Below are 26399 nucleotides of genomic sequence, written 5' to 3' on the forward strand. Positions count from 1 at the left end.
CGTCCCGTTTTGCTCCGCCGTCCGGGCCGGCCGGGGCAATTGTGCGCCACCCCCCGAGCGGGTGAGCACGGCCGGAGCGTACCCTGCGTGCGACAACATCCCAACCACCTGTACAGGGGTACTCGTGCGCGTTGTCGTCGCCGGAGCCGGCATCGGTGGGCTGGCCACCGCCCTGAGTCTGCACGCGGCGGGGATCGCCGACGTGAGTGTGTACGAGGCGGTCGAGGAGATCCGCCCGCTCGGCGTCGGGATCCAACTACTCCCCGACGCGGTGCGAGAACTGGCCGAACTCGGCCTGTACGACGACGTCGCCGAGATCTCGGTGCCGATCGACGAGTCGGTCCACCACGACCGGCTCGGCGAGCGGGTCCGCTCCGAGCCGCTCGGGTCGGCCGCCGGGCGCGCGTGGCCGCGGCTGTCGGTCCACCGCGGCGAGTTGCAGATGCTCCTGCTGCGCGCCCAACTCGCCTGGCTGGGCGCCGAGTCGCTGCGCACCGGCCTGCGGCTGAGCGGCTACGCGCAGACCGCGGACGGGGTCACCGTCGAGTTCACCGACGGTGCGGGCGAGACCGTCACCGATGTGGCCGACGTGCTGATCGCCGCGGACGGGATCGACTCGGCGGGCCGTTCGCTGATGTACCCGAGCGAGGCGCCGCCGGCACCCGGCGGCCGGGTGCTGTGGCGCGGTGTGACGCCCGCGGCGACCCTGCACACCGGTCACACGATGGTCACCGTGGAGGACGGCGGGCGCACGTTCGTCGCGTATCCGCTGCGGGCGGCCGAGGGTGATCGCCCCGCGCTGCTGAACTGGATCGCCGGCCACCCCTCGGCGGGCCCGCAGGCGGGGCCCGGCGACTGGAGTCGGGCGGCCGAACTCGACACCATCCCGGCCCACTTCACGGACTGGGACTTCCCCTGGCTGGACGTGCCCGCGGTGATCGCGGACGCGGACGTCGCGTACGAGTACCCGATGATCGACCGGGTGCCGCTGCCGAGTTGGTCCGACGGGCGGGTCACGCTGCTCGGCGACGCCGCGCACGCCGGCTTCCCGATCGACGGCGTCGGCGGCGACGGGGCCTCCCGGGCGATCGTGGACGCGCGCGTGCTGGCCCGCGAACTGGCCGCGCACACCGATCCGGTCGACGCACTCGCCGGCTACGAGGAGCGGTGCCGCCGGGCGACCGGTACCGATGTCCCGGTGCCGGGTGGGAGTTGAGCGGGCCGTCGCTCATCGAAAGGAGTCCGGGCGGGCCTTCGCCCGCCGGAGGTCGACCGGCGTCGAGCGGGCCGGCGGTCGTCGACCGGGCGCCGGCCGGGGTCGAGCCGATCGCCGCTCGACCCCCGCCCGGCGCGCGTCGGGTCACGACAGCAGGACGACCTTGCCGACCGTCTGCCGACCGGCCAGCGCGGTGTGCGCGGCGGCCGCCTCCGCCAGCGCGAACGTGGTGACTGCGGGCCGCAGTTCACCGGCGGCGGCGGCCGCGAGCGCGGACTCGGCCAGGGCCTTGAAGCCACCCGGACGGTTGGCCATTCGCGGACCCAACGGGTTCTCCACGGCCACCCCGGCGGCCGCGGCGCGCGTGTCCAGATCGGCGATGGCATCGCCCGAGGACCAGCCGAACGTCACGAGTCGGCCGCCCTTCGCGAGCAGGTCGAGCGCGTCCCCGCCGATCTCGCCGCCGACGCTCTCGAGGACCACCGTCACCGGCCGCCCGGCGAGTTCCTCGCGTACGCTCGCGGCCCAGTCGGCGGCGGTGTAGTCCACCGCGATGTCGGCGCCGGACGCACGCGCGGCCTCGACCTTGGCGGCCCCGCCGGCCGCCCCCACCACGAGCGCGCCGAGCCCGTGCGCGGCCTGGACCAGCAGCGTGCCCAGACCGCCCGCCGCGGCGGTGACCAGCACCACGTCCTCGGCGGTGATCGCGGCAACGTCCAGGATGCCCAGCGCGGTGCGCCCGGTTCCCACCATCGCCACCGCGATCTCGGCCGGTACCCCGTCCGGCAGCGGCAGCAGCGCCTGGTCGTCGATGATCGCGAACTCCGCGTAGCCGCCGTTCCGGTTGCCCAGATGGGCCACCACCCGCCGGCCGACCAGGGCCGGATCCACCCCGGCACCCACCACGTCCACCGTGCCGGCCACCTCGCGGCCGAGGATGACGGGCAACTCCGGCTGCGGGAAAGGGCCTTGGGTGCGTCCCGAGCGCAGCATCACGTCGACCAGGTGGACTCCCGCGGCGGCCACCGCGATCCGCACCTCACCCGGCCCCGGTTGCGGAGTCGCGACCTCCTCGTAGCGCAGGTTCTCGGCCGGACCGAACTCGTTCAGGCGAATCGCACGCACAGGACACTCCGGGGTTTGCTGGGGCGACGGACAACGACTACGGGACGACGACCCGACGGGCCGGCCGATCCGGCGTGGTTGCTCCGCCGAATCGGGTGCGAACAGTCTCGAACCTCAAGTCGACTTCATGTCAAGCGACACGTCCGGGAATGCACCGAACGATCATCGCCCGATCGAGCGTCGAGCCGTACGGTGGGTGCGTGTTCGATGCCGAGGAAGCCGCCGCCGCACTCGTCGCCACGCTCGCCGCGCTGGGCACACCGGAGCGGGCCGGGGCGGAGAAGGCGTATCTGAAGAGCGATCTCGACTTCCTCGGCGTCACCGTGCCGGTGCTGCGCAAGACGGTCACCGCGACGGCCCGCGCCCGCCCGGAACCGAGCCGGAGCGAACTCCTCGCCTGGGTCGCCGCGTTGTGGCTCCGGCCGGTACACGAGAGCCGGTTCGCCGCGATCGAGCTGCTGCGGCTGCACCTGCGCGTGCTCACCCGCGCCGATCTGCCGCTCGTCGAGCGACTGATCCGCGAATCGGCGGGCTGGGTGTACGTGGACACCCTCGCGGAGAAGGTGGCCGGCGTACTGATGGGGCGAGATCCCGCGGACTTCGCCACCGCCGACGCGTGGGCCGCCGACGGGGACTTCTGGGTCCGCCGGGCGGCGCTGCTGAGCCTGCTCCCGGGCATCCGCGCGGGCGCTCCCGACCTGGTCCGGTTCGATCGCTACGCGGACGCGATGCTGGACGAGCGGGAGTTCTTCATCCGCAAGGCGATCGGCTGGCTGCTCCGGGAGATCGCCAAGCGGGATCCGGCGTACGTGATCGCCTGGACCACCGCACATCGGGCCCGGATGTCCGGGGTGACGCTGCGCGAGGCGATCCGCCGGCTGCCCGCCGCCGACGCGGCCCGGTTGCGCGCCGGCTGAGCGTTCGGCCCGCGCACGCGCGGCACCGCGGGTCGGCGCAGACCGGCGCCGACCCGGCCGCCGTCCGGCACGGCAGGATGTCTCGATGACGACTCATCTGGTGGCCATGGGCGGCGGCGGTTTCTCGATGAACGACGGGGCCTCCGCGCTCGACCGATACGTGCTCGACCTGGCGGGTCGGGCCCGTCCGAACGTGTGCTTCGTACCGACCGCCTCCGGCGACGCGGACGGCTACGTCGACCGCTTTCGGCACGCGTTCGAGCGGCTCGACTGTAGAGCCGGGCACCTGAGCCTGTTCCGGCGCACCGGCGCCGACCTCGCGGACGAACTCGCCGACCAGGACGTGATCTACGTCGGCGGCGGCTCCACCGCGAACCTGCTCGCCCTGTGGCGTCTGCACGGCCTCGACACCGCGCTCGCGGCCCGGGCCGCCGCGGGCGACCTGGTGGTGTGCGGTCTCAGCGCGGGCGCGCTGTGCTGGTTCGAGGGTGGCATCACCGACTCGTACGGACCGACGCTGCGCCCGCTCGCGGACGGCCTGGGCTGGGCACGGGGCAGCGTCTGTCCGCACTACGACGGCGAGGCCGAGCGCCGCCCGGCGTACCACGCGGCCATCGCGGCGGGTCTGCTCGCGGCGGGCCACGCACTGGACGACGGCGCCGCGATCCACCTCGTGGACGGCCGGGTGCACACCTTCGTCGCCGAGCGGCCGGACGCGCACGCGTATCGGGTCGAGCCCGGTCCCGACGGTGTCCACGAGTCGGCACTGCCGATGACCAGGCTCCGCGCATGACCGGCACGGCGGCGGGCGTGGCGGGTGTGACGGACGGGTGTAGCGGGTGCGGCGGGGCGGTGAACGCCTCGCGGGAGTGCGTTCGTACGCGGGGCGCCCCCGCCGCGCGCGGGGGTCGCCGATCAGGGGGCGCGGGTCAGGACTCGCTGCCCGTGTCTCTGGCCAGGAGGTCCTCGATCCCCTCGCGGCGGAGCAGCACGCGGCTTCGGCCGTCGCGGACCGCGACCACCGGCGGGCGGCCGACCAGGTTGTAGGTCGAGGCCATCGACTGCTGGTACGCGCCGGCGGCCGGCATCGCGAGCAGGTCGCCGGGGTGTACGTCCTCGGGCAGTTCGACGTCGGCCGCCAACACGTCGCCCGACTCGCAGTAGCGGCCCACGACGGTGACCCGCCGGGTGCCCGCCGCGCCGGGACGGCCGACCAGGCGCACGGTGGTGCGCGCGCCGTACAGGGCCGGTCTCGGGTTGTCCGCCATGCCGCCGTCCACCGCGACGAACACCCGGTGCGCGGTGCGCTTGACCACAAGCACCCGATACAGGGCCACGCCCGCCGGACCGGTGATCGCCCGGCCGGGCTCGACGATCAGTCGCGGTACCGGCAGGTCGTACAGCGCGCATCGGCGGTTCAGTTGCCGGCGCACGTCGTCCGCGAACGCCTCGATGTCCAACGGATGTTCACCGCCGCGGTAGGCGATGCCGTGGCCGCCGCCCAGGTTCAGTTCGGGCAGCACTATCCCGTGCCGGTCGCGCAGCCCGGCCAGGAACTCGACGAGTGTGGCGACGGCGGCCAGCCAGGGCCGCACCGAACCGATCTGCGAGCCCAAATGGCAGTGCAGTCCGGTCGGTTCCAGGTGCGGCTGGGCCATCGCGCGCAGCACCGCGTCCTCCGCGTCGCCCCGCGCGATGGACAGGCCGAACTTCTGGTCCTCGCCGCCGGTCCGGATCGCGTGGTGCGCGCCGGCCTCGATCCCCGGCACCACGCGCACCATCACCCGTTGCCGCTGTCGAGGTGCCACCAGCGCGGCCAACCCGGCGATCTCGGCCGGGTTGTCCAGCACGATCCGGCCCACGCCCAGGCGCAGCGCCGCACGCAGTTCGTCCGCCGACTTGGCGTTGCCGTGCAGGATGATCCGCTCGCCGGGCATCCCGGCCAGGGTGGCGAGGGCCAACTCGCCCGCCGAGCACACATCGAGCCCGAAGCCCTCCTCGCGCAGCCAGCCGACCAGGCCGCGGCACAGGAACGCCTTTGCGGCGTAGGCGATCTCGACCCCGGGCAGCGCGCGGCGGTAGGCCCGGCAGGTGTCCCGCACGTGTTGTTCGTCCAGTACGTACAGCGGTGTCCCGAACCGCTCCGCGAGTTCGGCCGAGGTCAGGCCACCGATCGTGAGGTCCCCGGCGTGCTCCCGCGTCGAACGCGGCCACACGGCCGCGTCCGATACCGGCTCCGCAAGCGTGACGGACATGGCAACTCCCTTGTACACGAGCATTGGTGACGGCAGATCAGCCGAGCAGGGACAGCACCACGAGGAGCACCGCGACGACGGCGGTGCGCAGCCCACCGAGCGGTTGCGGATCCCGGACGGATCGGGACGCCCCTGATACCCGGGAGGGGCCGACCGATACCCGGGAGGACCCGACGCCCGGCGCGAGTCCGCCGGCGCTCCGGCCGAGGGACGGCCGAGTGGGCGAGACCGCCCGCGCGGGAGCGAGCCCGGCGGCCGGCGGGCGTGCCGCCCCGGCGGCCGAGGCCCGGTCGATCGCGACGGGCACGACGGCCGCACCGACCACCCCGGGCGTACCGACCACACCGCTCATACCGGTCGCACCGGTCGCACCGACAGCGCCGTCCGCCGCCGAGTCCCGAGCAACCGCCCCGCCCACCGGCTCCTGGTGCCGCACCGGCGGCGCCGAGAGTCCCGGATCGACCAGCATGCGCTCGCCCCCGACCTCGTCGGCGAGCGAGCGCACCGCGCCCGCCCCGAGTCGGATCCACTCCTGATCGGCGCCCAGCACCGCCCGCAACCGCGCCACCGACGTGAACGCGACCACCACCCGGGCGCCCAGCGGATCCCGGCACAGCCGGACCACCCTGGCCCCGTCCACCGACCGCACCGGCACGATCAACACACGCCGAGCGGTGGTCGCGGAAGCGGGTTCCTCATCGGTGATCAACACATCCGACACGACAGCCTCCGAAGTCCGGCCCCGCAGCCGACCGCGGGTCCCGACTCCGACGCTACGACCGCGCATACCGGGCAACCCCGCCCCTACCGCGCCCTTGATCATCCGCGGGCCGTTGTTGACGCCCTCCTGACGCGCGCGAACGCAATCCCCGGAATCAGCCCGACCTCGCCCGACCGAGAGCCCCGTTTCCCCCGAGCCCGCAGGTCCCCGCTCCCGGCCCTACTCCGCCCCCGACCAGGCCCACCTCGTCGTCGCCACCAGCGGGTCCCCCGGCCGCACCAGGCGGGCCGCAGGGCCCGCCAGGCCGTTCGGCGGCCCCGTCTGGGGCTCGACGCACACGTGGGCCTGCGGCAGGTCGTACACCACCGTGTAGTCGCAGTCCGAGGTCATCCGCAGCCGCAGCGCGCCGGGCCACTCCAGCGTCGCGTCCACCCCACCGGGCGTCCCGTAGCAGTCGTCCCGAGGCCCCGGCAGCGGGGGTATCCGGCGCCCGGTGGGCAAGTAGTCGGCGCCGCGCTCCTCCTGCCACTCGGGGGTGAAGGACAACTCCAGCGGCCCGCCGACGCCCAGTCGCCGCCGAAACCACGGGTGCCACCCGGCCTGCGCCGGAAACGTCGCGGTCTCGGACTCGATCCGCAGCACCGTGACCAGCCCGTCGGGCGTCAGCGTGAAGGTCTGCTCGACCCGGCCCGCGAACGGCCACGGGTCGGTCAGCGCGAACTCGAAGACCGCCGACGCGGCATCCCCCGCGATCTGCTTCCACGCGCCGCGATAGCCGAGCCCGTGCAGCGCGTGCGGCGCCGCGTCCGCCGGGAACTCGTGTATCGCGCCGTCGAATTCGAACCGGGCCCCGCCCATCCGGCCGACCCACGGCACCATCGGATAGCTGCCCCACTCCGCGGGCCGCTCGCCCTCGGTCCGCAGCAGTTCGAGCCCGCGCACCCGCAACGAGCCGAGCCGGCACCCGGCGTCCGGCAGAATCAGCGCCTCGGCGCCTTCGGAACGCAACCACACTTCGCCGTCGATCATGGTCGGCAGATTACGCGTAGCGCTCCCGAAGCTGCTTCTTGAGCACCTTTCCGGACGGATTCCGCGGCAGTGCCGAGACGATCTCGATACGCTCCGGGAACTTCTGCCGCATCACTTCCCGAGTGCCCAGGAAATCCCGCAGAGTACGCAGATCAGGTGGAATCGACGGATCGCTCGGCACGATCACCGCGCACACCATTTCGCCGCGTTCGGAATCCGGCAGACCGATCACGGTGACCTCGGCGACGGCCGGATGCGCGTCCAGCAGGTCCTCGACCTCCTTGGCGCTGATCGTCTCGCCCTTGCGCAGGATGACGTCCTTGAGACGCCCGGTGACGTACACGTTGCCGTGCTCGTCCACTCGGCCCAGGTCACCGGTACGCACCCGCCCGGCCTCGTCGAACGCCTCGGCGTCCAGGCGCGCGTCCACGTACCCGCGCATCACCTGCGGCCCGCGCACCCGCAGTTCGCCCTCCGCGCCGACCGGCACCGGCAGCCCGTCCGGCCCGACCACGGTGACCTCGACTCCGCGGGTGGGCCGGCCCTCGGCCCGGGCCAACGCGTCGTCCGGGTCGTCCGGGCCCGCCATGGTCAGGATCGGCGCCTCGGTCATCCCCCAACCGGCCAGCACGCCCGCGCCGCCCAGTTCGCGCTTGATCGCCTCGTGCAGCCCGGGTGGCTTGGGCGCACCGCCGCCGGGACAACTGCGCAGCCGCGGGAAGAGCGGGTCGCCGGCGGGCCGGCGGCGCTGCGCGGCCAGCCACGCCTGATGGAAGACGGTGCCCGCGCCGGCCAGCGTGACCCGCTCGCGGCGCAGCAGGTCGGGCGTCTCCTCCGGGTGGAAGGCTTCGGTCAGGATCATCGTGACGCCGTGCGTGAGGGCCGCGGTCAGCCAGGTCGTACAGCCGCCGATGTGCGCGAACGGGAAGACCAGCGCGACCCTGTCCCCCTCTCGCGCGCCGATCCGGTCCGCCATGCCGACACCCGCGGCCATGATGCTCGCGTCGGTGTGCCGGGCGCCCTTGGGGTCGGCGGTGGTCCCGGAGGTGTAGAAGTACCAGCGCACCGGGGCGTCCTCGGGCGTGCCGGGCACCGGCGGCGCGGGCGGCAGGTGGGCCGGATCGCCGGTGGGCAACGGGCCGTCCAGGATCAGCAGTTCCAGACCGGGCACCCGGTCGCGCACCCGACGGGCCAGTTCCGGATAGTCGTACCCGCGCCACGCCGGCGGCACGATCAGCATCGAGGCGCCGGTCTGTCGGGTGACGAAGGCGAGTTCGCGTTCGCGGTGGATCGGCATCATCGGGTTCTGCACGACGCCGAGCCGGGACAGCGCGCCGACCAGGACCACGGATTCGAGCCGGGTGGGCAACTGCCAGGTGACCGTGTCGCCCGGGCCCAGTCCCTGGGTGTGCAGGAACGCCGCGAAGGCCTCGGCCGCGTCGCGGAATTCCCGGTGGGTCAACCGCCGACCGTGCTCGTCGACCAGCAGTTCGCCGTCGGGCGTTCGGGCCGCCCGCGCCTCGATGGCCGCCCAGAGGCTCGTGTGTGTCACCGTCGTGCCCTCCTCGCCCCGCCCGGCCCGTGCCCGGCCGGCATCGCCGCGCCCGTCCCGCATACCTATCAGGAACGGTCGCGACCCGACAGGGTGATCAACACCGGGCCCGACGGGGTGGGCGCGCCCACCCCCGTGCCGATCGCGCACGGCACAGGACTCACCGGTCGGAAAAGTCCGACGCGGCACGCGCGAGCGCGAGGCTCACAGATACAGGAAGTGCGGTGACACCACGATCACCGAGGGCACCAGCAGCGCCGCCGCGGTCAGCAGCCGCAGTCCCGCGGAGGCGACCGGTGCGCCCACGCGGACGCCCGCGACGGCCACCTCGGGGTGCGCGGTCGCCTGGGCCTGGTGCACGGCCAGTTCCTCCTGGCGCTGCTGCGGCCACGCGAAGCACGGGCAGAACGGCCCGCCCGCCTGCCCCGGCCCGGACAGCTTGACGATCGCCCGGCGCAGGTTGACCCGCGCGATCGAGCCGCGTACGTCCGCGTCCGCCGCCTTCTCCGACAGTTCCGCCGCGTGGTCGGCCCACTCGCCGAAGAAGCGCACCATCGGGTAGGCGTCGGCGAGCGTGTCCGCGCAGACCATCCACTGCGCGTCCCGCCGGCGCAGGTGCCCGGCCATGTGGGTCAGCACCGCGTTCAGTTCCTCCGGGCGGAGCAGGTCCAGGGCGCGGGTGGTGGCCTCGACGCGCGGCGGCCGGGACGGCAGCAGCACCAGGCGCGGCGCGTCGTCCTCGACGATCACCAGGCGCGGCCGGCCGCCTGCCTCCTCGTCCAGCAGTGGGGCGCAGTTCTCCAGCCGGTCCAGTTGTACGCGCAACGCGCGCCGGTAGTCGCGGGTCGCGCCCGCGCCCCGGCGCCAGCCGAACCCGACGATCAGCAGCGCCAGCAAGGCGACGACGATCTGCACGACCAGCGGCACGTGCGGCATGCCGATCCGGGGGGCGAAGCCGGCCGCGCGCATCGGGGCCAGCCACAGGTCGGGCGTGTAGACCGGCACGGCCAGCGCGAACGACGCCAGGACACCACCGGCCGCGGCCCGCCACGCGCGTTGTACGTGGCGCGGACCGAAGCCGCTGCGTTCGGCCCGGCGCAGGACGCGAGGCGCGGTCACCAGAATGGCCGCCGCGAAAGCCGTCAGCACAAGTCCGTACAACACGTCCTCGCCGTCCCTTTCTCGCCTCGTCGCTCCCGTGACCCGTTCGGCCCTGCAACGGTTCTAGGCGCCAAGTGGTTTCCGCGTCCAGGAGACAGGCCACATCGGGCGGGTGATTTATTCGGCCGACACCAACCACCCGGTGGTATTGCGGACCCGCGCGGACCCGGGTCGAATCGGCGGGAAAACCGAATCGAATCGCATCGTCCCATCTCCACGCGCGTAATTTCGAACCGACAGGAGTGCCTTCATGCACGAGTTCTCGCGTTCCGCTGTGATCGCCGCCACACCGGACAAGGTCTGGGCGGTCATCGGCGACTTCGGCGCCCTCGGCGACTGGCACCCGGTGGTACCGCCGAGCACGATCGAGGGCGGCGGCGACGCCAACACCCCGGGCGCGGTGCGGGCGTTCGCGATCGACGGCGAAGTGCTCTCGCGCGAGGAACTGATCAGCCACGACGCGGACGCGCACCGGATGACCTACCGACTGATCCAGGTCCCGCTCGCGGTGTCGAACTACGTGGGCACGCTCGCGGTGCACCCGCACCCGGACGGCAGCGAGGTGGTCTGGTCGGCCGCCTACGAGGGCGAGGCGGACGTGGTGGAGACCGTCGACGCGGTCTTCGCCGAGGGCACCTACGGCGTCGGCCTGGCCGCCCTGCGGGAGCGCTTCGCGTAGCGCCGCTCCGGGGCGGGTTCCGGCCGCGAACCGCCTCGGGTGCCCCGACCGGGCGTCGGGAGCGCCCGGGGCGGCGTCACCCCCGGGTCCGGCCGGGCGCCCGCGCACCGTCGTGACCGACCCTGCCCCGGTTGCCGGCGATCACGGCGACGGACTCCGGCCGATCGGCACCGAGTGCACGATCGTGTCACTGCCCGTGTCCACGATCGACGCGACGACGACGTCCCCCGATCCCGCGTTGAGGACCACGGCGCGGGTTCCGCCCGAAGTGACCTGGACCGCCGCCGCGTTCGGCGTGTCGACGCTCCCGATCGGCTCGCGCGTGGCCGGGTCCACGATCCGCAGGTCCCGTGCGCCGTCGGGCACCACGTACAGCCGGGAGCCGTCCGGGGAGACCGCGACGTCGGTGGCGCCGCCCTCGATCGTGATCGTGCCCAGGCAGCGCAGCGTGGCCGCGTCGAGGATGTACACGCCGCCGGCGCCGGCCACGTACACGCTCGCGCCGTCCGGCGAGCACACCACCGCCCGGGGCGCCTTCGCCGTGCCCACGACCGTGGCGCCGGTGTCCGGGTCGAGCACGGTGACCAGGTCCTCGGCGAAGCCGGCCAGGTAGAGCCGGTCACCGTCGGGAGCCGGCGTCACCGACGTGGCCGGGTGCGGCACCGGGAGGCTGCGCACCACCGTGTTCAGCGTGGGGCTGAGCACCTCGACGGTATTCGACGCGAAGCCGTGGTCGGCGGGCGGACAGGAGGCGAAGTACACGGCGGCGCCGTCGGGGGCCGCGACCGGCGAGCGCGGCCAGGCCGCGGCGATCCGGCCCAGCACCACCGGCGTCTCGGTGTCGATCACGGTGATCACGCCCCGCTCCGGGGAGGTGACGTACACGGATCCGCCGGCGACCGCGGGCGGCCCGAGCGCACCGGGAACGTCGATGGTCGCCACCGCCGTGCCGGTGACCACGTCCAGGACGGTGACCGTGTCGGACCCGTTGTCGGTGACGTACGACCGGAGCGTCTCGGTCGGCGGCGGTCCGCCGGGTATCGCGGTCGACTGGGCCATGGCATGCCTCCGGAGGCGTCGGGACGATCCATCGGGTGAGTGCGGTGGCGCTCGGAACAGACCAACAGCACCGGGACGCGCTGTCAATGGACGGATACGTGCAGCTACCGTGGACCGTCCACGCGTATCGCATGGTGAGACGATCGCCGTATGCTTCGGCCACCCCGATCGATCTTGAGGTGACGACCATGCATCGCAGCGACACGGACCACGCCGCGGCCGCGCTCGGTATCGACCTGCCCGTCCTCGAAGCCGTCCAGCGCCGCATCCTGTGGCTCGCGACACGCATCGTCGACTCCGCCAACCACGACCGGCCGAACGCGGACGGCATCAAGGTCGGCGGCCACCAGGCGTCCTCCGCGTCCTTGGTGTCCGCGATGACCGCGCTGTGGTTCGCCCACCTCGACGGCCCGGACCGGATCAGCGTCAAACCGCACGCGTCCCCGGTCTTCCACGCGATCCAGTACCTGCTCGGCAACCTGGACCGGTCCTACCTGACCACGCTGCGCGCCAAGGGCGGGCTCCAGTCGTACCCCTCCCGGACGAAGGACCCGGACCGCGAATGGGTGGACTTCTCCACCGGTTCGGTCGGGCTGGGCGCCGCCGCGCCGTTGTTCGGCGCCGCCGCCCGGCGTTACGTGGACGCGCACTTCGGAGCGCGCCCGGCGTCCCGCTTCGTCGCGCTGCTGGGCGACGCCGAGTTGGACGAGGGCAACATCTGGGAGGCCATCGCCGACCCGGCCACCCAGGGCCTGGGCAACGTGATGTGGCTGGTCGACTTCAACCGGCAGTCGCTGGACCGGGTCGTGCCCGGAGTGCGGATCGACCAGTGGCGCGGCCAGTTCGAGGCGGCCGGCTGGCATGTGGTCGAGGTGAAGTACGGCCGCCGGCTCCAGGCCGCGTTCGACCGGCCCGGCGGCGCGCCGCTCAAGGCGTGGATCGACGCGATGCCCAACGAGCAGTACCAGGCCCTGTTCGGCCTCGCCGACGCGGACGTGCGCGCGCACTTCCTGGACGGCGCGCCGGCCGACGTCGCGGACACCGTCGCCGACGTGCCGGACGCGGAGCTGCACGCGCTGGTCACCGATCTGGGCGGGCACGACATCGCCGCGCTGCTGGACGCCTACCGGCGCTGCGACGAGGTCACCGACCGACCCAGCGTGGTGTTCGCGTACACCGTCAAGGGCTGGGGGCTGCCGCTGGCGGGCAACCCGCGCAACCACTCCGCGCTGCTGAGCACCGAGCAGGTGGCCACGCTGCGCGCCGAGCACGGGCTGAGCGAGCGCACCGAGTGGGACCGCTTCGACGCCGCCACGCCCGAGGGCATCCTGGCCGGGCAGCGCCGCGAGCACCTGTCCCGCGCACCCCGGCCGGGCCCGCTCGGCGTCCCGGTCGCCGCCTCGACGAATCAGCGAATGAGCAAGCCGGTGTCCACCCAGGAGACCTTCGGCCGGGTCCTGGTCGACCTCTCCCGCGACCCGGCGCTGGCGCCGTACCTGGTGACCACCGCCCCCGACGTGGCCACCTCGACCAACCTGGCCGGTTTCATCAACCGCACCGGGGTGTTCGCGCCCACCGAGCGCCGCGCGTGGTCCGGCGAGGGCGCGCTGAAGTGGATCGAGGGCCCCGGCGGGCAGCACATCGAGCTGGGCATCTCCGAGATGAACCTGTTCCTGCTGCTGGAACAGCTCGGCCTGGCGGGCGACCTGTCCGGCCAGCCGCTGATCCCGATCGGCACCGTCTACGACCCGTTCGTGTGCCGCGGCCTGGACGCGTTCATCCACGCCGTGTACTCCGGCTCGCGGTTCATCGTGGCCGGCACCCCCTCGGGCGTCACGCTCGCTCCCGAGGGCGGCGCGCACCAGTCCACGATCACCGCGTCGATCGGGCTCGAACTGCCCGGCACCACGCTGATCGAACCCGCCTACGGCACCGCGCTGGACTGGCTGCTGTGCGACGCGGTGGGCCGGATCGCCGGCGGTCCGGACCACGGCGTCGAACCGGACAACGGCGCCTACTACTTCCGGCTGACCACCCGCCCGATCGACCAGGCGCCGTTCGAGGCCGCGCGAACCCGGCTCGGCGACGCGCTGCTGCGCCGCCAGGTGCTCGCCGGCGCGTATCGCCTCCTGGACGCGCCCGACCTGCCCGGCGCACCGACCGTGTACCTGGCCGCCTCCGGCGCCGTGTTGCCCGAAGTGCTGACCGCCGCACACGAGTTGCGCGACGAGGGGATCGCCGCGCACGTCGTGGACATCACCTCGGCCGACCGGCTCTACAGCGCGTGGCAGCGCACCCTGCGCCAGGGGGTGCGCACCGCGACCACGCCGTCCGCGCCGGGCGCGCTGCGCACCGCGTTCCCGCACCGGGCCCCCGTGGTCACCGTGCACGACTCGTCCTCGCACACGCTCGCCTGGCTCGGCTCGGCGCTCGGCGTGCCGAGCGTGCCGCTGGGCGTGGACCAGTTCGGCCAGACCGGCCGGATCGAGGACCTGTACGAACTGCACGACCTGCTGCCCGGTTCGATCGTCAACGCGGCGCTCGCGGCGCTCTCGCTGGCCTGAGCGCGAGCCCCCGCCGACCCGTCATCGGGACGGGACACGCGAGGGGCGGGCCCGGTGCGTCCGGACCCGCCCCTCGGCGTGTGCTCAGCGTGCGGCGAGCGCCGCGAGCGGCTCCCGGACCGGGTCGAGCACCGCGCTCAACCACGCGGTGTGCTCGTGCCCGGCCAACCACCCGTCCAGATCGGCGAGCGGCACGAACGCGACGTCGTCGACCTCCTCCGGGTTGAGGCCGAGTTCGCCGCCGACCATGCCGACGAAGAGGTGGTTGTACTCCTTCTCGACCAGGCCCGAGACCTCGTCGGTGACGTCGTAGGTCACCAGGCCGGCCGGTTCGAGCACGGTGGGCTTGACGCCGAGTTCCTCGGTCAGTCTGCGCAGCACCGCGTCCCGGGGCTCCTCACCGGGGAACGGGTGGCTGCAACACGTGTTGGACCACCGGCCCGGCGAGTGGTACTTCGTCAGCGCCCGGCGCTGCATCAGCACCCGGCCCTCGTCGTCGAGGAGGAAGACCGAGAACGCGCGGTGCAGCAGACCCGGCGGCTGATGAGCCTCCAGCTTCTCCGCGAGGCCGATCGTGTTCCCCTGTGGGTCCACCAACTCGACCATGACCCGACCGTCCGGCTGCTCCTGCGCCATGTGCTCTCCCTGCTGTTCGGCCTTGCCTGCACAGTATCCGGCGGGCGAGTCACGGATCGTCGATACCGCGCCGGCGCCCGCTACATCGTTGTCTGTACGCCGGGATCCGCCCTGCCGACGATCCCCGGGCGGCGCGCGCGAGAGAGGCTGGTGGGGTCCGTTCGCCGGCGCCTCGACCCCCTCGGGGTGCGCGCTCGGCCCACTCCGAGGAGGAGATCGCCGTGGTCGTCGCCATGATCGTGGTCTGCGAGGTGGGCTTCTGGGTGCTGATCGCCCTGGGCCTGCTGAGCCGCTACGCGCTGCGCCGCCGCCGGCTGAGCAACGTGTTCCTGTTCAGCACACCGCTCCTGGAGCTGATCCTGCTCGTGGTCGCCGTGGTGGACCTGCGCGGCGGCGCCACCGCCGGCGCGCGGCACGGGATCGCCGCGTTGTACATCGGCAGCACCGTGATGTTCGGCCATCGGGCGATCCGCTGGGTGGACCAGCGGGTGGGCTATCACTTTCTCGGCGGGCCGTTGCCGTGGCGACCGCCGACGCACGGCGTGGAGCGGATCCGCTACGAGGTGACCGAGTTCGCCCGGGTGGTGGGCGCGATGGCGATCGCCGCCGCGCTGGTCGGCCTGCTGATCCTGATCACCGGCGACGCGGATCGCAGCGAGGCGCTGGTCGGCACCTTCGGCATGCTCGGCGCGATCACCGCGATCTCCCTGGTGATCGCGGTGGTGGGCGCGGTCTCGGCGGTCGGCAAGCCGCCCAAGCCCAAGCCGGCGCCGCGCCGGCTGCGCGATCGGGTGTCCGCCTGACGCTGCCGAGGAGGCCGGCACCGCCGGCCCATGCCCGCGGGAAGCTCGCGGCCCCGGAACACGTGGGAGGTGTTCCGGGGCCGACGTGCCGTGGCGGGCGGTTCAGCCCAGCATCGCGCCGGCCAGGTTCGGGGCGCCGCCGACCCGGGCGGTCGGGTCCTGGCAGTCGTCGCCCGGCGGGGTGTGCGGCGGCGGCGGGAGCTCCGGCGGACAGTCGTCGGTCGGCGGGGCGTGGTGCGGCGGCTGAGCGGGGTGACCCTGGTGCCCGGGGGGCATCGGGGTGGCGTGGTCCATGCCGTCTTCGTTCAGGCAGGTGTTGCCGAACGTGGGGTTCAGCGCCGCGATGATGTTGACGCTGTTGCCGCAGATGTTGACCGGAACGTGCACCGGCACCTGGACGTTGTTCCCGGAGAGCACGCCGGGCGAGTCCACGGCGGCGCCGTCCGCATCGGCCGACGCGAACGCCTGGCCCCCCATCGCAACCGAACCGCCGAGAATGGCGGCGGTGACGACCGCACCCTTGGTGAGCTTGTTCACTGGTAGTTATTCCCATCGATCGATAGACGGTGGAACCGAAGTTCCGGGACGTCCAACGCGTGGGCGGGGTACCGGTGACGGGGGGCGCGCGAACTTCCCCCGTTAGTAGCAACCCGCGCGTGACGAAACGTCAGACGGCGCTACCGAAGGGGGATTTCGGGCAGTGTAGGCAATCGACTCAACGAGCCCGTCGGAGGTTGATCACGCGCGGGCGATTGCCTCGTGATGGTGAATCACTTCGGCGACCAGGAAGTTGAGGAACTTCTCCGCGAAGTCGGGGTCCAGCTTGGCGCTCTCGGCCAGCGCGCGCAGACGGCGGATCTGTACCGCCTCGCGGGCCGGGTCGGCCGGCGGCAGCTTGTGCTCGGCCTTGAGCACGCCCACCCGCTGGGTGCACTTGAATCGCTCGGCGAGCAAGTGGATCAGGGCCGCGTCGATGTTGTCGATGCTGTCCCGCAGGTCGAGCAGCTCGGCGGGCTTGCCGGGCGCCTCGCCCGACGTTTCGTCAGTGGTTCCGTTGGCCATAACGGGTGACCCTACCCGGCGACCTCGCACGAGCGGACGGACGGCGTTCGAGCACCCCGGGCGCGACCCGCCGCACACCCGTCGTGCTTGCCCCGTCCAGCACTCAAAGGAAATATCACCACCTGTCATCTCTCGTTCTGCCAGGTGTCACATCGCCACCTGCGGGGGACCCTCTGAGTACGGCTCGCGCCGTCGGCTGTCCCTGCCGCGACGCCCGGGCCGTTCGGCGGTGCTCGAGGGATGCGGCCGGGGCTGCAGTAGGGGGCGAACGACATGATGGAGGAAGTGCGTCTAACGCCGAGCGAGCGGCGGATGCTGGAGGAGATCGAGTACGAACTGCGCAAGGACCAGGAGCTGGACCTGGCGCTTCGTACCATGCGTCCTTCCCGCAACCGCAGGCGGACCGGCGCGCGCGGCCGTGTCGTTCCGGGCGCGGGCTCGATGCCGGCCTCGAAGCGGGCCCGCCGCAGGATGCGTCGGCCGACGCTCTCCGGCACATGGCACGTGCTGCTGCTGGTGGTGCTGTTCGCGGCGGTGTTCGCGGCACTGGCCACCACGTCCGGCGTCTACCTGGTGGTGATCGCCTTCGCGCTGATCATCATGGGCTGCACCACCACGCTGGTGTGGTTGTGCGTGACCTTCCTGTTGCGCCGCGGCGGCGACAAGAGCTGATCGCGCCCCGATCGACGCGGGCCGCGGTCGCCGCGGCCGGTGGTCAGCGTGCCCGGTGGTCGCGACCGCCGGCCGCGCGACCCGGGCCGCGCCCGCGCGCCGCGACCATCAGCGTGCCCGCGGGCGCCGCGACGCCGAGCAGGAGCGCGGCGTCCAACGCGCCCATCCCGCCCTGGCCGATCGAGTAGAACACCAGCGCGAGCGACGCGAACATGCACATCAGCACGGCCGCGGTCATCCGCTCGGCACGGCGCCCCCGGGTGAGCAACCACAGGCAGCCGAGAGCGCCGACGGACAACGTGACCAATGCGGCGATAGCGGTGGTGGTCATCGCGCCTCCTCGTCGTGCTGCCTGCGACCCCGACGGGCCCTGTCCCAACGATTACCCGAGGTGATCGCGTCGATGCCGCGACCCCCACCGGAATCGAATCCTAACCGCCGCCTACCCCCAGGGGGTATAAGGTTCCCGGCATGACACTTCTCGCACCCTCGTGCGGCGGCGCCGCGCACGTCGAACTGATCCGACGCCTGGGCACCGCGACCGTTCGAGTGACGCTCACCGCCCGGCGCTGCCGCCGCGCCTGCTCGCGCCACCGTGCGTAACACCTCCGTTACGCTCGCGTCGAAAGCTGGAAACGGCCGCGCGGTTCACTCCGGGCGACATCGGTTCCGGTAGCGGGACCGGCCACCCTCGACCCAGGTGACGGCGCGAGATGACGACACGAGACCGTACGACCGCGTTTCGGCGCACCGGCCGACCGGCAGCCGCGGGGGTGACCCGGTGAGGCCGGGCACTCCGGCGGCCGATGTGGTGATCGTCGGGGCCGGTCCCGAGGGCATGGCGATCGCGTACGCGTTCACCCGGCGCGGTGTGCGCGACGTGATCGTGTGCGCGGCGGGTGCCGGCGGTTCGGGCCCGCCCGGGTCGACCGGCGACCCGGGACCCGGCGGAGGTGCCGTGCACTGCTCCGCCACGGTGCCCGCGCTGGCGGCGATGGCCTGGGCGGGCACGCACCTGTTCGAGGACGCGACCGACGTGCTCGGCGAGGATGTCGGGTACCGCCGGTGCGGTCGGCTCGTCGGCGTGACCGCCGCCGATCTCGGCGCCCTGGACGCGGGCATCGCGATGCGCCGCGCGCTCGGGATCGACGTCGCGCGGGTGGCCGCGGACGCGGTCGCGGCACGGTGGCCGGAGCTCGCCGTCCGGGACTTCGCCGCCTTCGCGCACGAGCCGCGCGGCGGGTACGCCGACACCAGGCGCACCGCGCGCGCCTTCGCCCGGGCGGCCCGCCACGGCGGCGCCGCGATCCTGCCGTGCGCGCCGGTGGTGAGCGTGTCGGCGACCCGGGACCGGATCACCGGGGTTCGGCTGAGCGACGGCCGCGAGGTGGCCACCGGCACGGTCGTGGTGGCCGCGGGCGCCGACTCGCCCGCGTTCGTGGAGCCGCTGGGGGTGACCCTGCCGGTGCGCGCCGCCCGCGAGTTCGCGGTCCGGGTGCGGGTGGGCCGGGCCGTCGACGAGCGGCCGGTCCTGGTGGATCTGCCGCACCGGCGCTACCTGCGCCCGGACGGCCCGGGGCAACTACTGCTCGGCGCGCTCGACCCGGCCGCGGACGCGTTCGACGACGAGCTCACCGCGCGCGCCGCGGCACATCTCGCCGCCCGCCTCCCCGGCTTTCGCGAGATCGCGCCGGTGGCCGCGTTCGGCACCCGGCACGACGCCGGGCCCGACCACCTGCCGCTGATCGGATCGGTGGGCCCCGACGGGCTGTTCGTCGCGGCCGGGTGCGGCGAGCACGGGCTGGGCATCGTGCCGGCGGTGGGCACGCTGGTGGCCGACCTGCTGTGCGACGGGGCCAGCGGCCGACCGGACATCCCGGGCGCCGACTTCCACCCCGACCGATTCGCCGCCCGCACCCGGTCACCGGGAACGCGCAGGCCGCCGGCGGCGCGCCCGCCCGATCCGGCGGACGAGTCCGGCCGGGGGGACGCGTTCGTCCAGGGGACCGGTCCGGGTCGACGTGCCGACTCCGAGCGCGAGTTCGCCCCCGGCCGGCACGCCGACTCCCGCCGAGGGCTCGGGCCGGCCGGGGGACTCGGCTCCGATCGGAGGCTCGCCTTCGATCAGGGGCTCGTCTTCGATCAAAGGTTCGTCTTCGATCAAGGGCCCGCCTTCGAAGAAGGGTTCGGCTCGGACCAAGGGCTCGGCGCCGATCGGGGGTTCAGCTCCGATCAGGCGTGAAGAACGGCAGCACCCGCTCCTCCCCCGTGGTCCGCAGGTCCACCCGCACCCGCATCCCCGAGTGGATCTCGGCCGGTTCCACCTCGACCAGGTTGGTGAGCATGCGATAGCCCTCGTCCAGGTCCACGATCGCCACCGCGTAGGGATCGCCGAGTTCGCGCGCGGCGGGCCGGCTCACCACGGTCCAGCTGTACACACTGCCGCGCCCGGCACTGGTGGCCCAGTGCAGCGCGCGCGACGAGCAGCCCCGACACATCTCGGTGGGGGTGAAGTTCGCCGCCTCGCACGCGCCACAGCGCTGATAGCGCAACTCCCCCGACTCCGGGGGCATTCGCATCGACGCGGCAGGAGTCACGGGTACACCGATCTGCGGTCCCAACACGGGTGTCACGGCCTTTCCGTTCCGAACGTACTTCGTCGAGCCCGTCGGCGTTCGAGGACGAGCGTTGGCTGCATGCTCGCGCACCAAGTGCGCGGTTGCCGAATCGGTCGCACACGCGTTCGCCGACGGAAAGGTGCCAGGTGGGGAGAGGACGTCGACAGGACTTCTCGGCCAAGTCGGGGACAGGGCTTGCGTGATTGGCGCAGGATGGGTAGCGCAAGTGATCCGCCACGGCGCGTAATCGTTCCGCGCGGGCTCGGGGTGGGACGCACGGCAGAAAGGTTGCGCGATGACGGCACCACGCACGGCACCGAACCCGGGTGACCTGGGCCGCGAGAACACACAAAACATGGTGTCCGGGACGGAGCCCATGCCCCTCGTCGAGCGCGACTTCCTGCAACGCGAAATCCGCGACCGGTTGGCGGCGGTGCGCGAGACCGGCGAGGGTCGGGTCACGGTGGTCACCGGCCAGGCCGGCATGGGCAAGTCGGCCATACTCGCGTGGGCCAGGCGCACCGCCGAGGCCGAGGGCTTCACCACGCTGCACGTGACGGGGTACGACCTGGAGAAGGTCCGGGTCTACGGTCTGGTGAAGCGACTGTTCCGGGATCTGCACAACCTGGACAAGGCGAGCCAAAAGCAACGACTCGGCGAGTGGTACGGAATCCTCGGACCGATCTTCGGCATGAGTCCGCGTCAGCCCGGGGAGTCGCCGGACCCGGAGAACGTGCTGTCCGCCCTCGACGCCGTACTCCGCGGCTACGTGCAGGAGTACGCGCCGCTGATCATGGTCATCGACGACGTGCACTGGGCCGACCCGTCGTCGATGGGGTGGCTCGCGCAATTCGCGATGAAGGTGCGCGACTTCCCGGTCCTGATGGTGGTGTCCTATCGCCCGGACGAGTACGACGCGGCGCTGGAGGGCTCGCTGCGCACGCTCGACGCCGTCGCGGGCCGCGCCGCCACCAAACTGACCGCGCTGAGCGCGGCGAGCACCGCGGCCGTGATCCGGCACCGCTTTCCCGACGCGCGGGTCGACGACGCGTTCGCCGAGCACTGCCACCGCTACTGCGGCGGCGAACCGCAGATCCTGCGGGAACTGTTGCGGTTCGTCGAGTCGTCCGGGATCGAACCGGTCGAGGCCGCGCTGCCCCGACACGGCGCCGCCATGGAACAGCACGCCGCCCAGGCCTACGCCGAGCAGCACTTCAAGGAGCGTTTCGGCAAGCTCGATCCGGCCTCCCGACAACTGGCGCTGGCCGCCGCGATCCTGACGCCACACGTGACGATCGACCGCGCGGTCGAGCTCACCGGATTGACCCATTCGGCCATCGTCACCGCCGCGGATGATCTGTACAAGCAGGAGATTCTCACCTGGGTCCCCGACAGCCCCTCGAACCTGGCTTTCACCCACCCGCTGGTGCGACTCGCGGTCTACCGCTTCTGCTTCGAACCGAACGAGCGCTGCGCGATGCACGCGAAGACGGCCCGGATGTTGCGCGCGGACCGCTTCTCCGCGCAGACCGCCGCGACGCACGCGCTGAAAATGGTCGGGCTCAAGGACGAGTGGGCCGCGAACATCATGGTGGAGGCGGCCCGCGAGTGCCTGGCCTCCGGTGTCCCGGAGGCGGGCGTGACCTACCTCGAACACGCGCTGGCCGAGCTCGCGCCCCGGCACATGCACGCCAGGCTGCACTACAACATCGGCCGCGCGCTGTTCGTCAACGATCCCCCGGCCAGCCTCGAACCGCTGACCAAGGCGCTCGCGGAGTCCGGCGAACCAGGGACGGACCTGCACACCAACATCGTCGTCGAGCTCGGCCGCTCGCTCGCGTTCAGTGGTCACCTGCCCAAGAGCATCAAGCTCCTGGAGCGGGAGATCGAGATCACCCCGATCGGCAAACGCCCCAGGCTTTACGCCGACCTGTTCATGTGGGCCGCCTTCTGGGAGGACGACACCGCCTTCGCCTCGCGGGCCCACAACCTGCAGCGGCTGACCGTGCGACTGAACACCGAGGGCGCCACCACCCGGACGAACTACTCGCTGTTCGCCCTGGTCGCGTGGTACGGCGTGCTCACCGGACGACGACTCCAGACCACCACCAAGTTCGCCCGCGCGGCACTGGGACCGGAGGATCCGAACAAGGAGCGTCCCGGATTCAGTTGGGTCGAGGACGGTTGGGGCTTCGAGATCCCGATGGTGCTCACCCTGACCTTCATCTACTGCGACCTGTTCAAGGAGGCCCACGAACTCCTCGAGAGCGGCATGGCCGAGCTGCGCGACAACGGACGCCAACGTGCGCACCTGTCCTACGGCCACGCCTTCCGGGCGATGTTGTACTACCGGATGGGCAGGCTCAAGGAGGCTCGTGAGCAGGCCGAGACCGGCCTGGACATGGCTCTCAAACTCGGCGAGGAGACACCCTCGAAGTGGTACGCGGCGGGGGTGCTGATCCAGACCCTGATCGCGCTGGGCGACCTCGACGAGGCCGAGCGGCAGGCGCGGAGGATCGGCTTCGACGATCCCGCACGCGCCAATCAGGCCGCCCGCGTGTTGCCGGTCCCCACCATCGTGCTCGCCGAGTTGCGGATCGCCCAGGGCAGGCACGAGGAAGTGATCCAGCCGCTGACCGAGCTCGGCGAACGGCTGCGCGCACGCGGCATGGACAACCCCGCGTGGTGCCCGTGGGGCCTGCTGCTCGCCGAGGCGTTGAACGCCGAGGGCCCGCGGCAGAACAAGAAGCTGGCCCAGGAGGTGGCCAGGCAGGCCGTCGCCCGTGCCGACACCTTCTACGCGCCGGTGGCCGCGGGCCAGGCCAAGCGGGTGGCCGGGATCATCGAGGACAACGTCAACGCGCAACAGGCGCTGTGGGACGCGGCGGTCGCGCTGGAGGGCGTCGGCGCCAACTACGAGTACGCCAAGGCGCTGCTCGCGTACGGCGACCGGCTGCGCAAGGACGGCCACAAGCCGGACGCGATCGGCGAGTTGGAACGGGCCCGGGACACCGCCATGGCCTGTGGCGCGATCCCGTTGCAGACCCGGGCCGCGGAGATGGTCGAGGCGCTGGTCGGCGGCACCGCGCTGCCGCCGGTCGACCACGGGCGCGCCGAGGCGGACGAGTGGGTCGACGAGTACACCGGCGGCTACAGCCCGTTCGGCATCCCGCATCGCGGCGAGGCCCGACCGGAGACGGACGGCGATCGTTCCGAGACCTGGCCGTTCCGCGAGGGCCCGACCCGACGACCCGAGCCGGAGTAGCCGCGCGCGGGGGCGTCGGACGAAAGAAAAGCGGATCGGGACGCGGGCCGACCGGCGATGGGCGTCGGCCCCGACCCCCGGTACGGTAGCGGGGTGATCGACACTGCTGATTCCTCCACCGTTGGTGCCGTCGCCGCAGGTCTCGCGACGATCGCTGCCGACGGCACCGTCCTGGACACCTGGTACCCCGCGCCCGAGCTGACCGCGGGCGACGCCGACGGCAAGGCCGAGACCGTACGCCTGTCCGCCGACGAGGCGATCGAGGCGCTCGGCGCCGACGCCGCCGCCGGCCTGGGCGCCGACGCGGTGCGCGGGGTCGAGGTCGTCGCCGTGCGCACGGTGATCGCGTCGCTGGCCGCCGCGCCGGTGGACACCCACGACGCGTACCTGCGCCTGCACCTGCTCAGCCACCGCCTGGTCCGCCCGCACGGGCAGAGCCTGGAAGGTCTGTTCGGCGTGCTGCCGAATGTCGTGTGGACCAACCTGGGCGCGGTCCCGGTCGACGGCGTGGACGCCGCCCGGCTGCGTGCCCGGGCCGCGCGGGTTCCGTTCGAGGTGGCCGGCGTGGACAAGTTCCCCCGGATGACCGAGTTCGTGGTGCCGAGCGGCGTGCGGATCGCCGACACCACCCGGGTCCGCCTGGGCGCGCACCTGGCGCCCGGCACGACCGTGATGCACGAGGGCTTCTGCAACTTCAACGCCGGCACGCTGGGCGCCTCGATGGTCGAGGGCCGGATCAGCGCGGGTGTCGTGGTGGGCGACCACAGCGACGTCGGCGGCGGCTCCTCGATCATGGGCACGCTGTCCGGCGGCGGCAAGGAGACCATCTCGGTCGGCGAGCGCTGCCTGCTCGGCGCCAACGCGGGCATCGGCATCTCGCTCGGCGACGACTGCGTGGTCGAGGCGGGCTGCTACATCACCGCCGGCACCCGGGTCACCACGCCGGACGGCAAGGTGGTCAAGGCCGCCGAGCTCTCCGGCCGGGACGGCCTGCTGTTCCGCCGCAACTCGGTCACCGGCACGATCGAGGCGATCGCCCGGACCAAGTCGTGGGGCGCGCTGAACGAGGAACTGCACAAGAACGACTGACCGGGCCCGACCCGGCACGACTGCCCGGGCACGGCACGCGAGCGGGCCGGCGAATCACCGCCGGCCCGCTCGCGGGTGCTCACTCCTCGACCAGGTCGGCCTGCTTGGCCCCGGTGGCCACCGCGCGGATCACCTTGCCGGTCGGCGTCCGGGGCAGCGGTTCGTCGCGCAGTTCCCAGTACGCGGGCACCTTGAAGTGCGCCAGGCGCTCCGCGACATAGGCACCGAGTCGTTCGGCGGTGAGCGTCGCGCCCCGGGCCGGCACCACGATCGCCTTGACCTCCTCGCCCCATTCCGGGTGCGGTACGCCGACCACCACCGACTCGGCCACCTCGGGGTGCGCGTCCAGGCAGTGTTCGATCTCTGCCGGGTAGACGTTCTCCCCGCCGCGCAGGATCAGGTCGCTGCGTCGGGTGGCCAGGTAGAGCCGGCCCTCGCGGGTGTAGCCGAGGTCGCCGGTGCGCAGCCGACGATCCGGCGTGAGCGCCTTCGCGGTGGCTTCGTCGTTGCGCCAGTAGCCGCGCATCACCAGCGGGCTGCGGATCCACAACTCGCCCTCGACGCCGTCCGGTTGCCGGGTGCCGTCCTGGTCGTGCACCGTCACCTCCACGGTCGGCACCGCCACCCCGATCGCACCCGGCTCGCCCTCCAGTTGCCGGACGCCCGCGGTGGTGGCCACGCCGCCGGACTCGGTCAGCCCGTACCCGACGCCGAACGCGCCCTTCGCGTTCGGGAACACCTCCTGGAGCCGGCGCACCAGTTCGGGCGAGAAGGCCGCGCTGCCGCCGCCCAACCGGGTGATCGAGGACAGGTCGTACTTCGGCGTGTCCGGGTGGTTGGCGACCCGCCAGCCCAGCGTGGGCACCAGCGACCACGTGGTGCAGCGCTCGCGTTCGATCAGTTCGAGCAGGGCCGGTACCTCGAACCGGCCGCTGTAGAGCACCATGGTCTGCCCGCCGGCCAGCGCCGCCACCGCGCCCGCGAGCAGGCCCGAGACGTGGAAGAACGGGCTGTTCACCAGCCACCGCCCGGGCGGCGCCTGGGCGAGCACCTCGGCGGGCACGTGTGCGGTCGCCCGGGCGGCCAGCAGCGCCTGGAGGTTCTGCATTCCGACCACGTTGCGGTGGGTCAGCACGGCACCCTTGGGCCGCCCGGTGGTGCCGGAGGTGTACAGGATCAGCGCCGGGTCGTCCTCGTCGGCCGCGCCGGGCGGCAGTTCGGCGGCGGGCGCGTACGCCGCCAGGGCGGCGCAGTCGGCCTCGATCTCCACCACGGGTACACCCAGGCTCCGCGCGGCCTCCGACGCGCCGCCCAGCCGCTCCAGGCGGCGTCGGTCGGCCACCAGCAGCTTGGGCGCGCAGTCCCGGACGCCGTAGCGGATCTCGTCGGCGGCCCACCATCCGTTCATTCCGACGGTGATCGCGCCCAGCGCCGCGGTGGCCTGAAACACCGTCAGCCATTCCGGCCGGTTGGCCGCCAGGATCGCGACCCGGTCGCCCGGGCCGATCCCGTAGCGCTCGCGCAGCGCGAGCGCGGTGGAGGCGATGTCGCGCACGTGTTCGGCGAAGCCGATCCGCCGGTCCTCGTACACGAGAAACTCGCGATCGCCGAACCGAGCGGCCCGCTCGACGAACGCGGTGAGCGACCGGGGCCGATCGGCCAGCACCCGCATCGGAACGCCCAGAACGTCCTCCTCGACCAGCGCGAACGGACCGCCCGGGGCGGTCATGGCGGCAAGAGCGTCATCGGGCACGGCGGAACTGATGGTGGCCATGGGCCGGACCCTAGAACTCCTTGATCGAGTCATTCAAGTGATCCACGATGTGATCTGACACGTGTTCAGGTAACAAACGAGATGGGCAACCCCACCCACCCACCCCAGGCGCGTCAGCGCCCCCGACCCCGGCCCACCCCAGTGATCGACGCGCGAAGCGCGGAGAGCGGCGGAGCCGCAAGCTTGGGCTTCGTGCCCCGGA

Annotated in this window: 24 protein-coding genes; 11 read left to right on the forward strand and 13 right to left on the reverse strand. The window is 72.8% G+C overall.

Annotated elements, in window-relative coordinates; translation table 11 throughout:
* Nucleotides 1-124: 124 nt before the first annotated feature.
* Nucleotides 125-1216 carry an FAD-dependent monooxygenase gene (locus tag ACIRL2_RS39905; protein ID WP_395869199.1) on the forward strand — a complete coding sequence of 364 codons (1092 nt, stop codon included), beginning with the start codon at nucleotides 125-127 and terminating at the stop codon, nucleotides 1214-1216.
* Between the two features lie 144 nt (nucleotides 1217-1360).
* Here the strand turns inward: ACIRL2_RS39905 and ACIRL2_RS39910 are convergent, their stop codons facing one another.
* The gene (locus ACIRL2_RS39910) at nucleotides 1361-2341 is read right to left on the reverse strand and encodes a zinc-binding dehydrogenase (RefSeq protein WP_395869201.1); all 981 of its coding nucleotides are present in this window, start codon (nucleotides 2339-2341) and stop codon (nucleotides 1361-1363) included.
* Between the two features lie 200 nt (nucleotides 2342-2541).
* Between ACIRL2_RS39910 and ACIRL2_RS39915 the strand changes: the two genes are divergently transcribed.
* Both ACIRL2_RS39915 and ACIRL2_RS39920 read left to right on the forward strand, forming a co-directional pair.
* Nucleotides 2542-3258 carry a DNA alkylation repair protein gene (locus ACIRL2_RS39915; protein ID WP_402238998.1) on the forward strand — a complete coding sequence of 239 codons (717 nt, stop codon included), beginning with the start codon at nucleotides 2542-2544 and terminating at the stop codon, nucleotides 3256-3258.
* 85 nt (nucleotides 3259-3343) lie between these two features.
* Nucleotides 3344-4051: a Type 1 glutamine amidotransferase-like domain-containing protein gene (locus ACIRL2_RS39920; protein WP_402239000.1), complete on the forward strand. Its 708-nt coding sequence runs from the start codon at nucleotides 3344-3346 to the stop codon at nucleotides 4049-4051.
* A gap of 136 nt (nucleotides 4052-4187) precedes the next feature.
* Here the strand turns inward: ACIRL2_RS39920 and lysA are convergent, their stop codons facing one another.
* From lysA to ACIRL2_RS39945, 5 genes are all read right to left on the reverse strand, one after another.
* Entirely contained in the window at nucleotides 4188-5513 is a 1326-nt protein-coding gene (gene lysA, locus ACIRL2_RS39925; RefSeq protein ID WP_402239002.1) for a diaminopimelate decarboxylase, read from the reverse strand.
* A gap of 37 nt (nucleotides 5514-5550) precedes the next feature.
* Nucleotides 5551-6234 carry an SAV_915 family protein gene (locus tag ACIRL2_RS39930; protein WP_402239005.1) on the reverse strand — a complete coding sequence of 228 codons (684 nt, stop codon included), beginning with the start codon at nucleotides 6232-6234 and terminating at the stop codon, nucleotides 5551-5553.
* Between the two features lie 219 nt (nucleotides 6235-6453).
* Nucleotides 6454-7263, reverse strand: a complete 810-nt coding sequence (locus ACIRL2_RS39935; protein WP_395869211.1) for an aldose 1-epimerase — start codon at nucleotides 7261-7263, stop codon at nucleotides 6454-6456.
* 10 nt (nucleotides 7264-7273) lie between these two features.
* On the reverse strand, nucleotides 7274-8815 hold the full coding sequence (locus ACIRL2_RS39940) for a class I adenylate-forming enzyme family protein (RefSeq protein ID WP_402239007.1): 1542 nt from the start codon (nucleotides 8813-8815) through the stop codon (nucleotides 7274-7276).
* Nucleotides 8816-9019: 204 nt separating this feature from the next.
* Entirely contained in the window at nucleotides 9020-9979 is a 960-nt protein-coding gene (locus ACIRL2_RS39945) for a hypothetical protein (RefSeq protein ID WP_395869215.1), read from the reverse strand.
* 247 nt (nucleotides 9980-10226) lie between these two features.
* On the opposite strand from ACIRL2_RS39945, the gene ACIRL2_RS39950 reads away from it, so the two are divergent.
* A complete protein-coding gene (locus ACIRL2_RS39950) occupies nucleotides 10227-10655 on the forward strand; it encodes an SRPBCC family protein (protein WP_395869217.1) in 429 nt (142 codons plus the stop codon).
* Between the two features lie 141 nt (nucleotides 10656-10796).
* Here the strand turns inward: ACIRL2_RS39950 and ACIRL2_RS39955 are convergent, their stop codons facing one another.
* Entirely contained in the window at nucleotides 10797-11714 is a 918-nt protein-coding gene (locus tag ACIRL2_RS39955; protein WP_395869219.1) for a hypothetical protein, read from the reverse strand.
* 188 nt (nucleotides 11715-11902) lie between these two features.
* Here ACIRL2_RS39955 and ACIRL2_RS39960 point away from each other — a divergent pair, with 188 nt between their 5' ends.
* On the forward strand, nucleotides 11903-14278 hold the full coding sequence (locus ACIRL2_RS39960; protein WP_395869221.1) for a transketolase-like TK C-terminal-containing protein: 2376 nt from the start codon (nucleotides 11903-11905) through the stop codon (nucleotides 14276-14278).
* Between the two features lie 84 nt (nucleotides 14279-14362).
* Here the strand turns inward: ACIRL2_RS39960 and idi are convergent, their stop codons facing one another.
* The gene (idi, locus tag ACIRL2_RS39965; protein ID WP_395869223.1) at nucleotides 14363-14914 is read right to left on the reverse strand and encodes an isopentenyl-diphosphate Delta-isomerase; all 552 of its coding nucleotides are present in this window, start codon (nucleotides 14912-14914) and stop codon (nucleotides 14363-14365) included.
* 221 nt (nucleotides 14915-15135) lie between these two features.
* Between idi and ACIRL2_RS39970 the strand changes: the two genes are divergently transcribed.
* Nucleotides 15136-15717, forward strand: a complete 582-nt coding sequence (locus ACIRL2_RS39970; RefSeq protein WP_402239012.1) for a hypothetical protein — start codon at nucleotides 15136-15138, stop codon at nucleotides 15715-15717.
* A gap of 102 nt (nucleotides 15718-15819) precedes the next feature.
* Here the strand turns inward: ACIRL2_RS39970 and ACIRL2_RS39975 are convergent, their stop codons facing one another.
* Together ACIRL2_RS39975 and ACIRL2_RS39980 are read right to left on the reverse strand one after the other, a co-directional pair.
* A complete protein-coding gene (locus tag ACIRL2_RS39975) occupies nucleotides 15820-16254 on the reverse strand; it encodes a chaplin (protein WP_402239014.1) in 435 nt (144 codons plus the stop codon).
* Nucleotides 16255-16455: 201 nt separating this feature from the next.
* Nucleotides 16456-16779, reverse strand: coding sequence for a chorismate mutase (locus tag ACIRL2_RS39980; RefSeq protein ID WP_395869229.1), 324 nt, complete (start codon nucleotides 16777-16779; stop codon nucleotides 16456-16458).
* A 273-nt stretch (nucleotides 16780-17052) separates the two neighbouring features.
* Here ACIRL2_RS39980 and ACIRL2_RS39985 point away from each other — a divergent pair, with 273 nt between their 5' ends.
* Nucleotides 17053-17451, forward strand: coding sequence for a hypothetical protein (locus ACIRL2_RS39985; protein WP_402239017.1), 399 nt, complete (start codon nucleotides 17053-17055; stop codon nucleotides 17449-17451).
* Between the two features lie 43 nt (nucleotides 17452-17494).
* On the opposite strand, the gene ACIRL2_RS39990 is transcribed toward ACIRL2_RS39985, so the two are convergent.
* A complete protein-coding gene (locus tag ACIRL2_RS39990) occupies nucleotides 17495-17782 on the reverse strand; it encodes a hypothetical protein (RefSeq protein WP_395869233.1) in 288 nt (95 codons plus the stop codon).
* Between the two features lie 140 nt (nucleotides 17783-17922).
* On the opposite strand from ACIRL2_RS39990, the gene ACIRL2_RS39995 reads away from it, so the two are divergent.
* Both ACIRL2_RS39995 and ACIRL2_RS40000 read left to right on the forward strand, forming a co-directional pair.
* On the forward strand, nucleotides 17923-18054 hold the full coding sequence (locus ACIRL2_RS39995) for a hypothetical protein (RefSeq protein ID WP_395869235.1): 132 nt from the start codon (nucleotides 17923-17925) through the stop codon (nucleotides 18052-18054).
* 178 nt (nucleotides 18055-18232) lie between these two features.
* Nucleotides 18233-19693 (forward strand): NAD(P)/FAD-dependent oxidoreductase, encoded by a 1461-nt coding sequence (locus ACIRL2_RS40000; RefSeq protein ID WP_402239018.1) that lies wholly within the window; start codon nucleotides 18233-18235, stop codon nucleotides 19691-19693.
* On the opposite strand, the gene ACIRL2_RS40005 is transcribed toward ACIRL2_RS40000, so the two are convergent.
* Nucleotides 19674-20084 (reverse strand): Zn-ribbon domain-containing OB-fold protein, encoded by a 411-nt coding sequence (locus tag ACIRL2_RS40005; protein ID WP_395869239.1) that lies wholly within the window; start codon nucleotides 20082-20084, stop codon nucleotides 19674-19676. The two genes, ACIRL2_RS40000 and ACIRL2_RS40005, sit on opposite strands and share 20 nt — an antisense overlap.
* 280 nt (nucleotides 20085-20364) lie before the next feature.
* Here ACIRL2_RS40005 and ACIRL2_RS40010 point away from each other — a divergent pair, with 280 nt between their 5' ends.
* Entirely contained in the window at nucleotides 20365-23334 is a 2970-nt protein-coding gene (locus ACIRL2_RS40010; RefSeq protein WP_395869241.1) for an ATP-binding protein, read from the forward strand.
* A gap of 57 nt (nucleotides 23335-23391) precedes the next feature.
* On the forward strand, nucleotides 23392-24423 hold the full coding sequence (gene dapD / locus ACIRL2_RS40015) for a 2,3,4,5-tetrahydropyridine-2,6-dicarboxylate N-succinyltransferase (protein ID WP_395869242.1): 1032 nt from the start codon (nucleotides 23392-23394) through the stop codon (nucleotides 24421-24423).
* A gap of 79 nt (nucleotides 24424-24502) precedes the next feature.
* On the opposite strand, the gene ACIRL2_RS40020 is transcribed toward dapD, so the two are convergent.
* Nucleotides 24503-26197 carry a class I adenylate-forming enzyme family protein gene (locus ACIRL2_RS40020; protein ID WP_395869244.1) on the reverse strand — a complete coding sequence of 565 codons (1695 nt, stop codon included), beginning with the start codon at nucleotides 26195-26197 and terminating at the stop codon, nucleotides 24503-24505.
* Nucleotides 26198-26399: the final 202 nt, after the last annotated feature.

The sequence above is a fragment of the Embleya sp. NPDC127516 genome, assembly GCF_044765325.1.
In the GTDB taxonomy this organism is placed as follows: Bacteria; Actinomycetota; Actinomycetes; order Streptomycetales; family Streptomycetaceae; genus Embleya.

Coding starts and splice junctions, on each gene's coding strand:
- ACIRL2_RS39920 (WP_402239000.1), top strand. CDS start 3,344: ATGACGACTCATCTGGTGGCCATGGGCGGCGGCGGTTTCTCGATGAAC.
- lysA (WP_402239002.1), bottom strand. CDS start 5,513: ATGTCCGTCACGCTTGCGGAGCCGGTATCGGACGCGGCCGTGTGGCCG.
- ACIRL2_RS39935 (WP_395869211.1), bottom strand. CDS start 7,263: ATGATCGACGGCGAAGTGTGGTTGCGTTCCGAAGGCGCCGAGGCGCTG.
- ACIRL2_RS39950 (WP_395869217.1), top strand. CDS start 10,227: ATGCACGAGTTCTCGCGTTCCGCTGTGATCGCCGCCACACCGGACAAG.
- ACIRL2_RS39955 (WP_395869219.1), bottom strand. CDS start 11,714: ATGGCCCAGTCGACCGCGATACCCGGCGGACCGCCGCCGACCGAGACG.
- ACIRL2_RS39960 (WP_395869221.1), top strand. CDS start 11,903: ATGCATCGCAGCGACACGGACCACGCCGCGGCCGCGCTCGGTATCGAC.
- idi (WP_395869223.1), bottom strand. CDS start 14,914: ATGGCGCAGGAGCAGCCGGACGGTCGGGTCATGGTCGAGTTGGTGGAC.
- ACIRL2_RS39980 (WP_395869229.1), bottom strand. CDS start 16,779: ATGGCCAACGGAACCACTGACGAAACGTCGGGCGAGGCGCCCGGCAAG.
- ACIRL2_RS39985 (WP_402239017.1), top strand. CDS start 17,053: ATGATGGAGGAAGTGCGTCTAACGCCGAGCGAGCGGCGGATGCTGGAG.
- ACIRL2_RS39990 (WP_395869233.1), bottom strand. CDS start 17,782: ATGACCACCACCGCTATCGCCGCATTGGTCACGTTGTCCGTCGGCGCT.
- ACIRL2_RS39995 (WP_395869235.1), top strand. CDS start 17,923: ATGACACTTCTCGCACCCTCGTGCGGCGGCGCCGCGCACGTCGAACTG.
- ACIRL2_RS40010 (WP_395869241.1), top strand. CDS start 20,365: ATGACGGCACCACGCACGGCACCGAACCCGGGTGACCTGGGCCGCGAG.
- dapD (WP_395869242.1), top strand. CDS start 23,392: ATGGGCGTCGGCCCCGACCCCCGGTACGGTAGCGGGGTGATCGACACT.
- ACIRL2_RS40020 (WP_395869244.1), bottom strand. CDS start 26,197: ATGGCCACCATCAGTTCCGCCGTGCCCGATGACGCTCTTGCCGCCATG.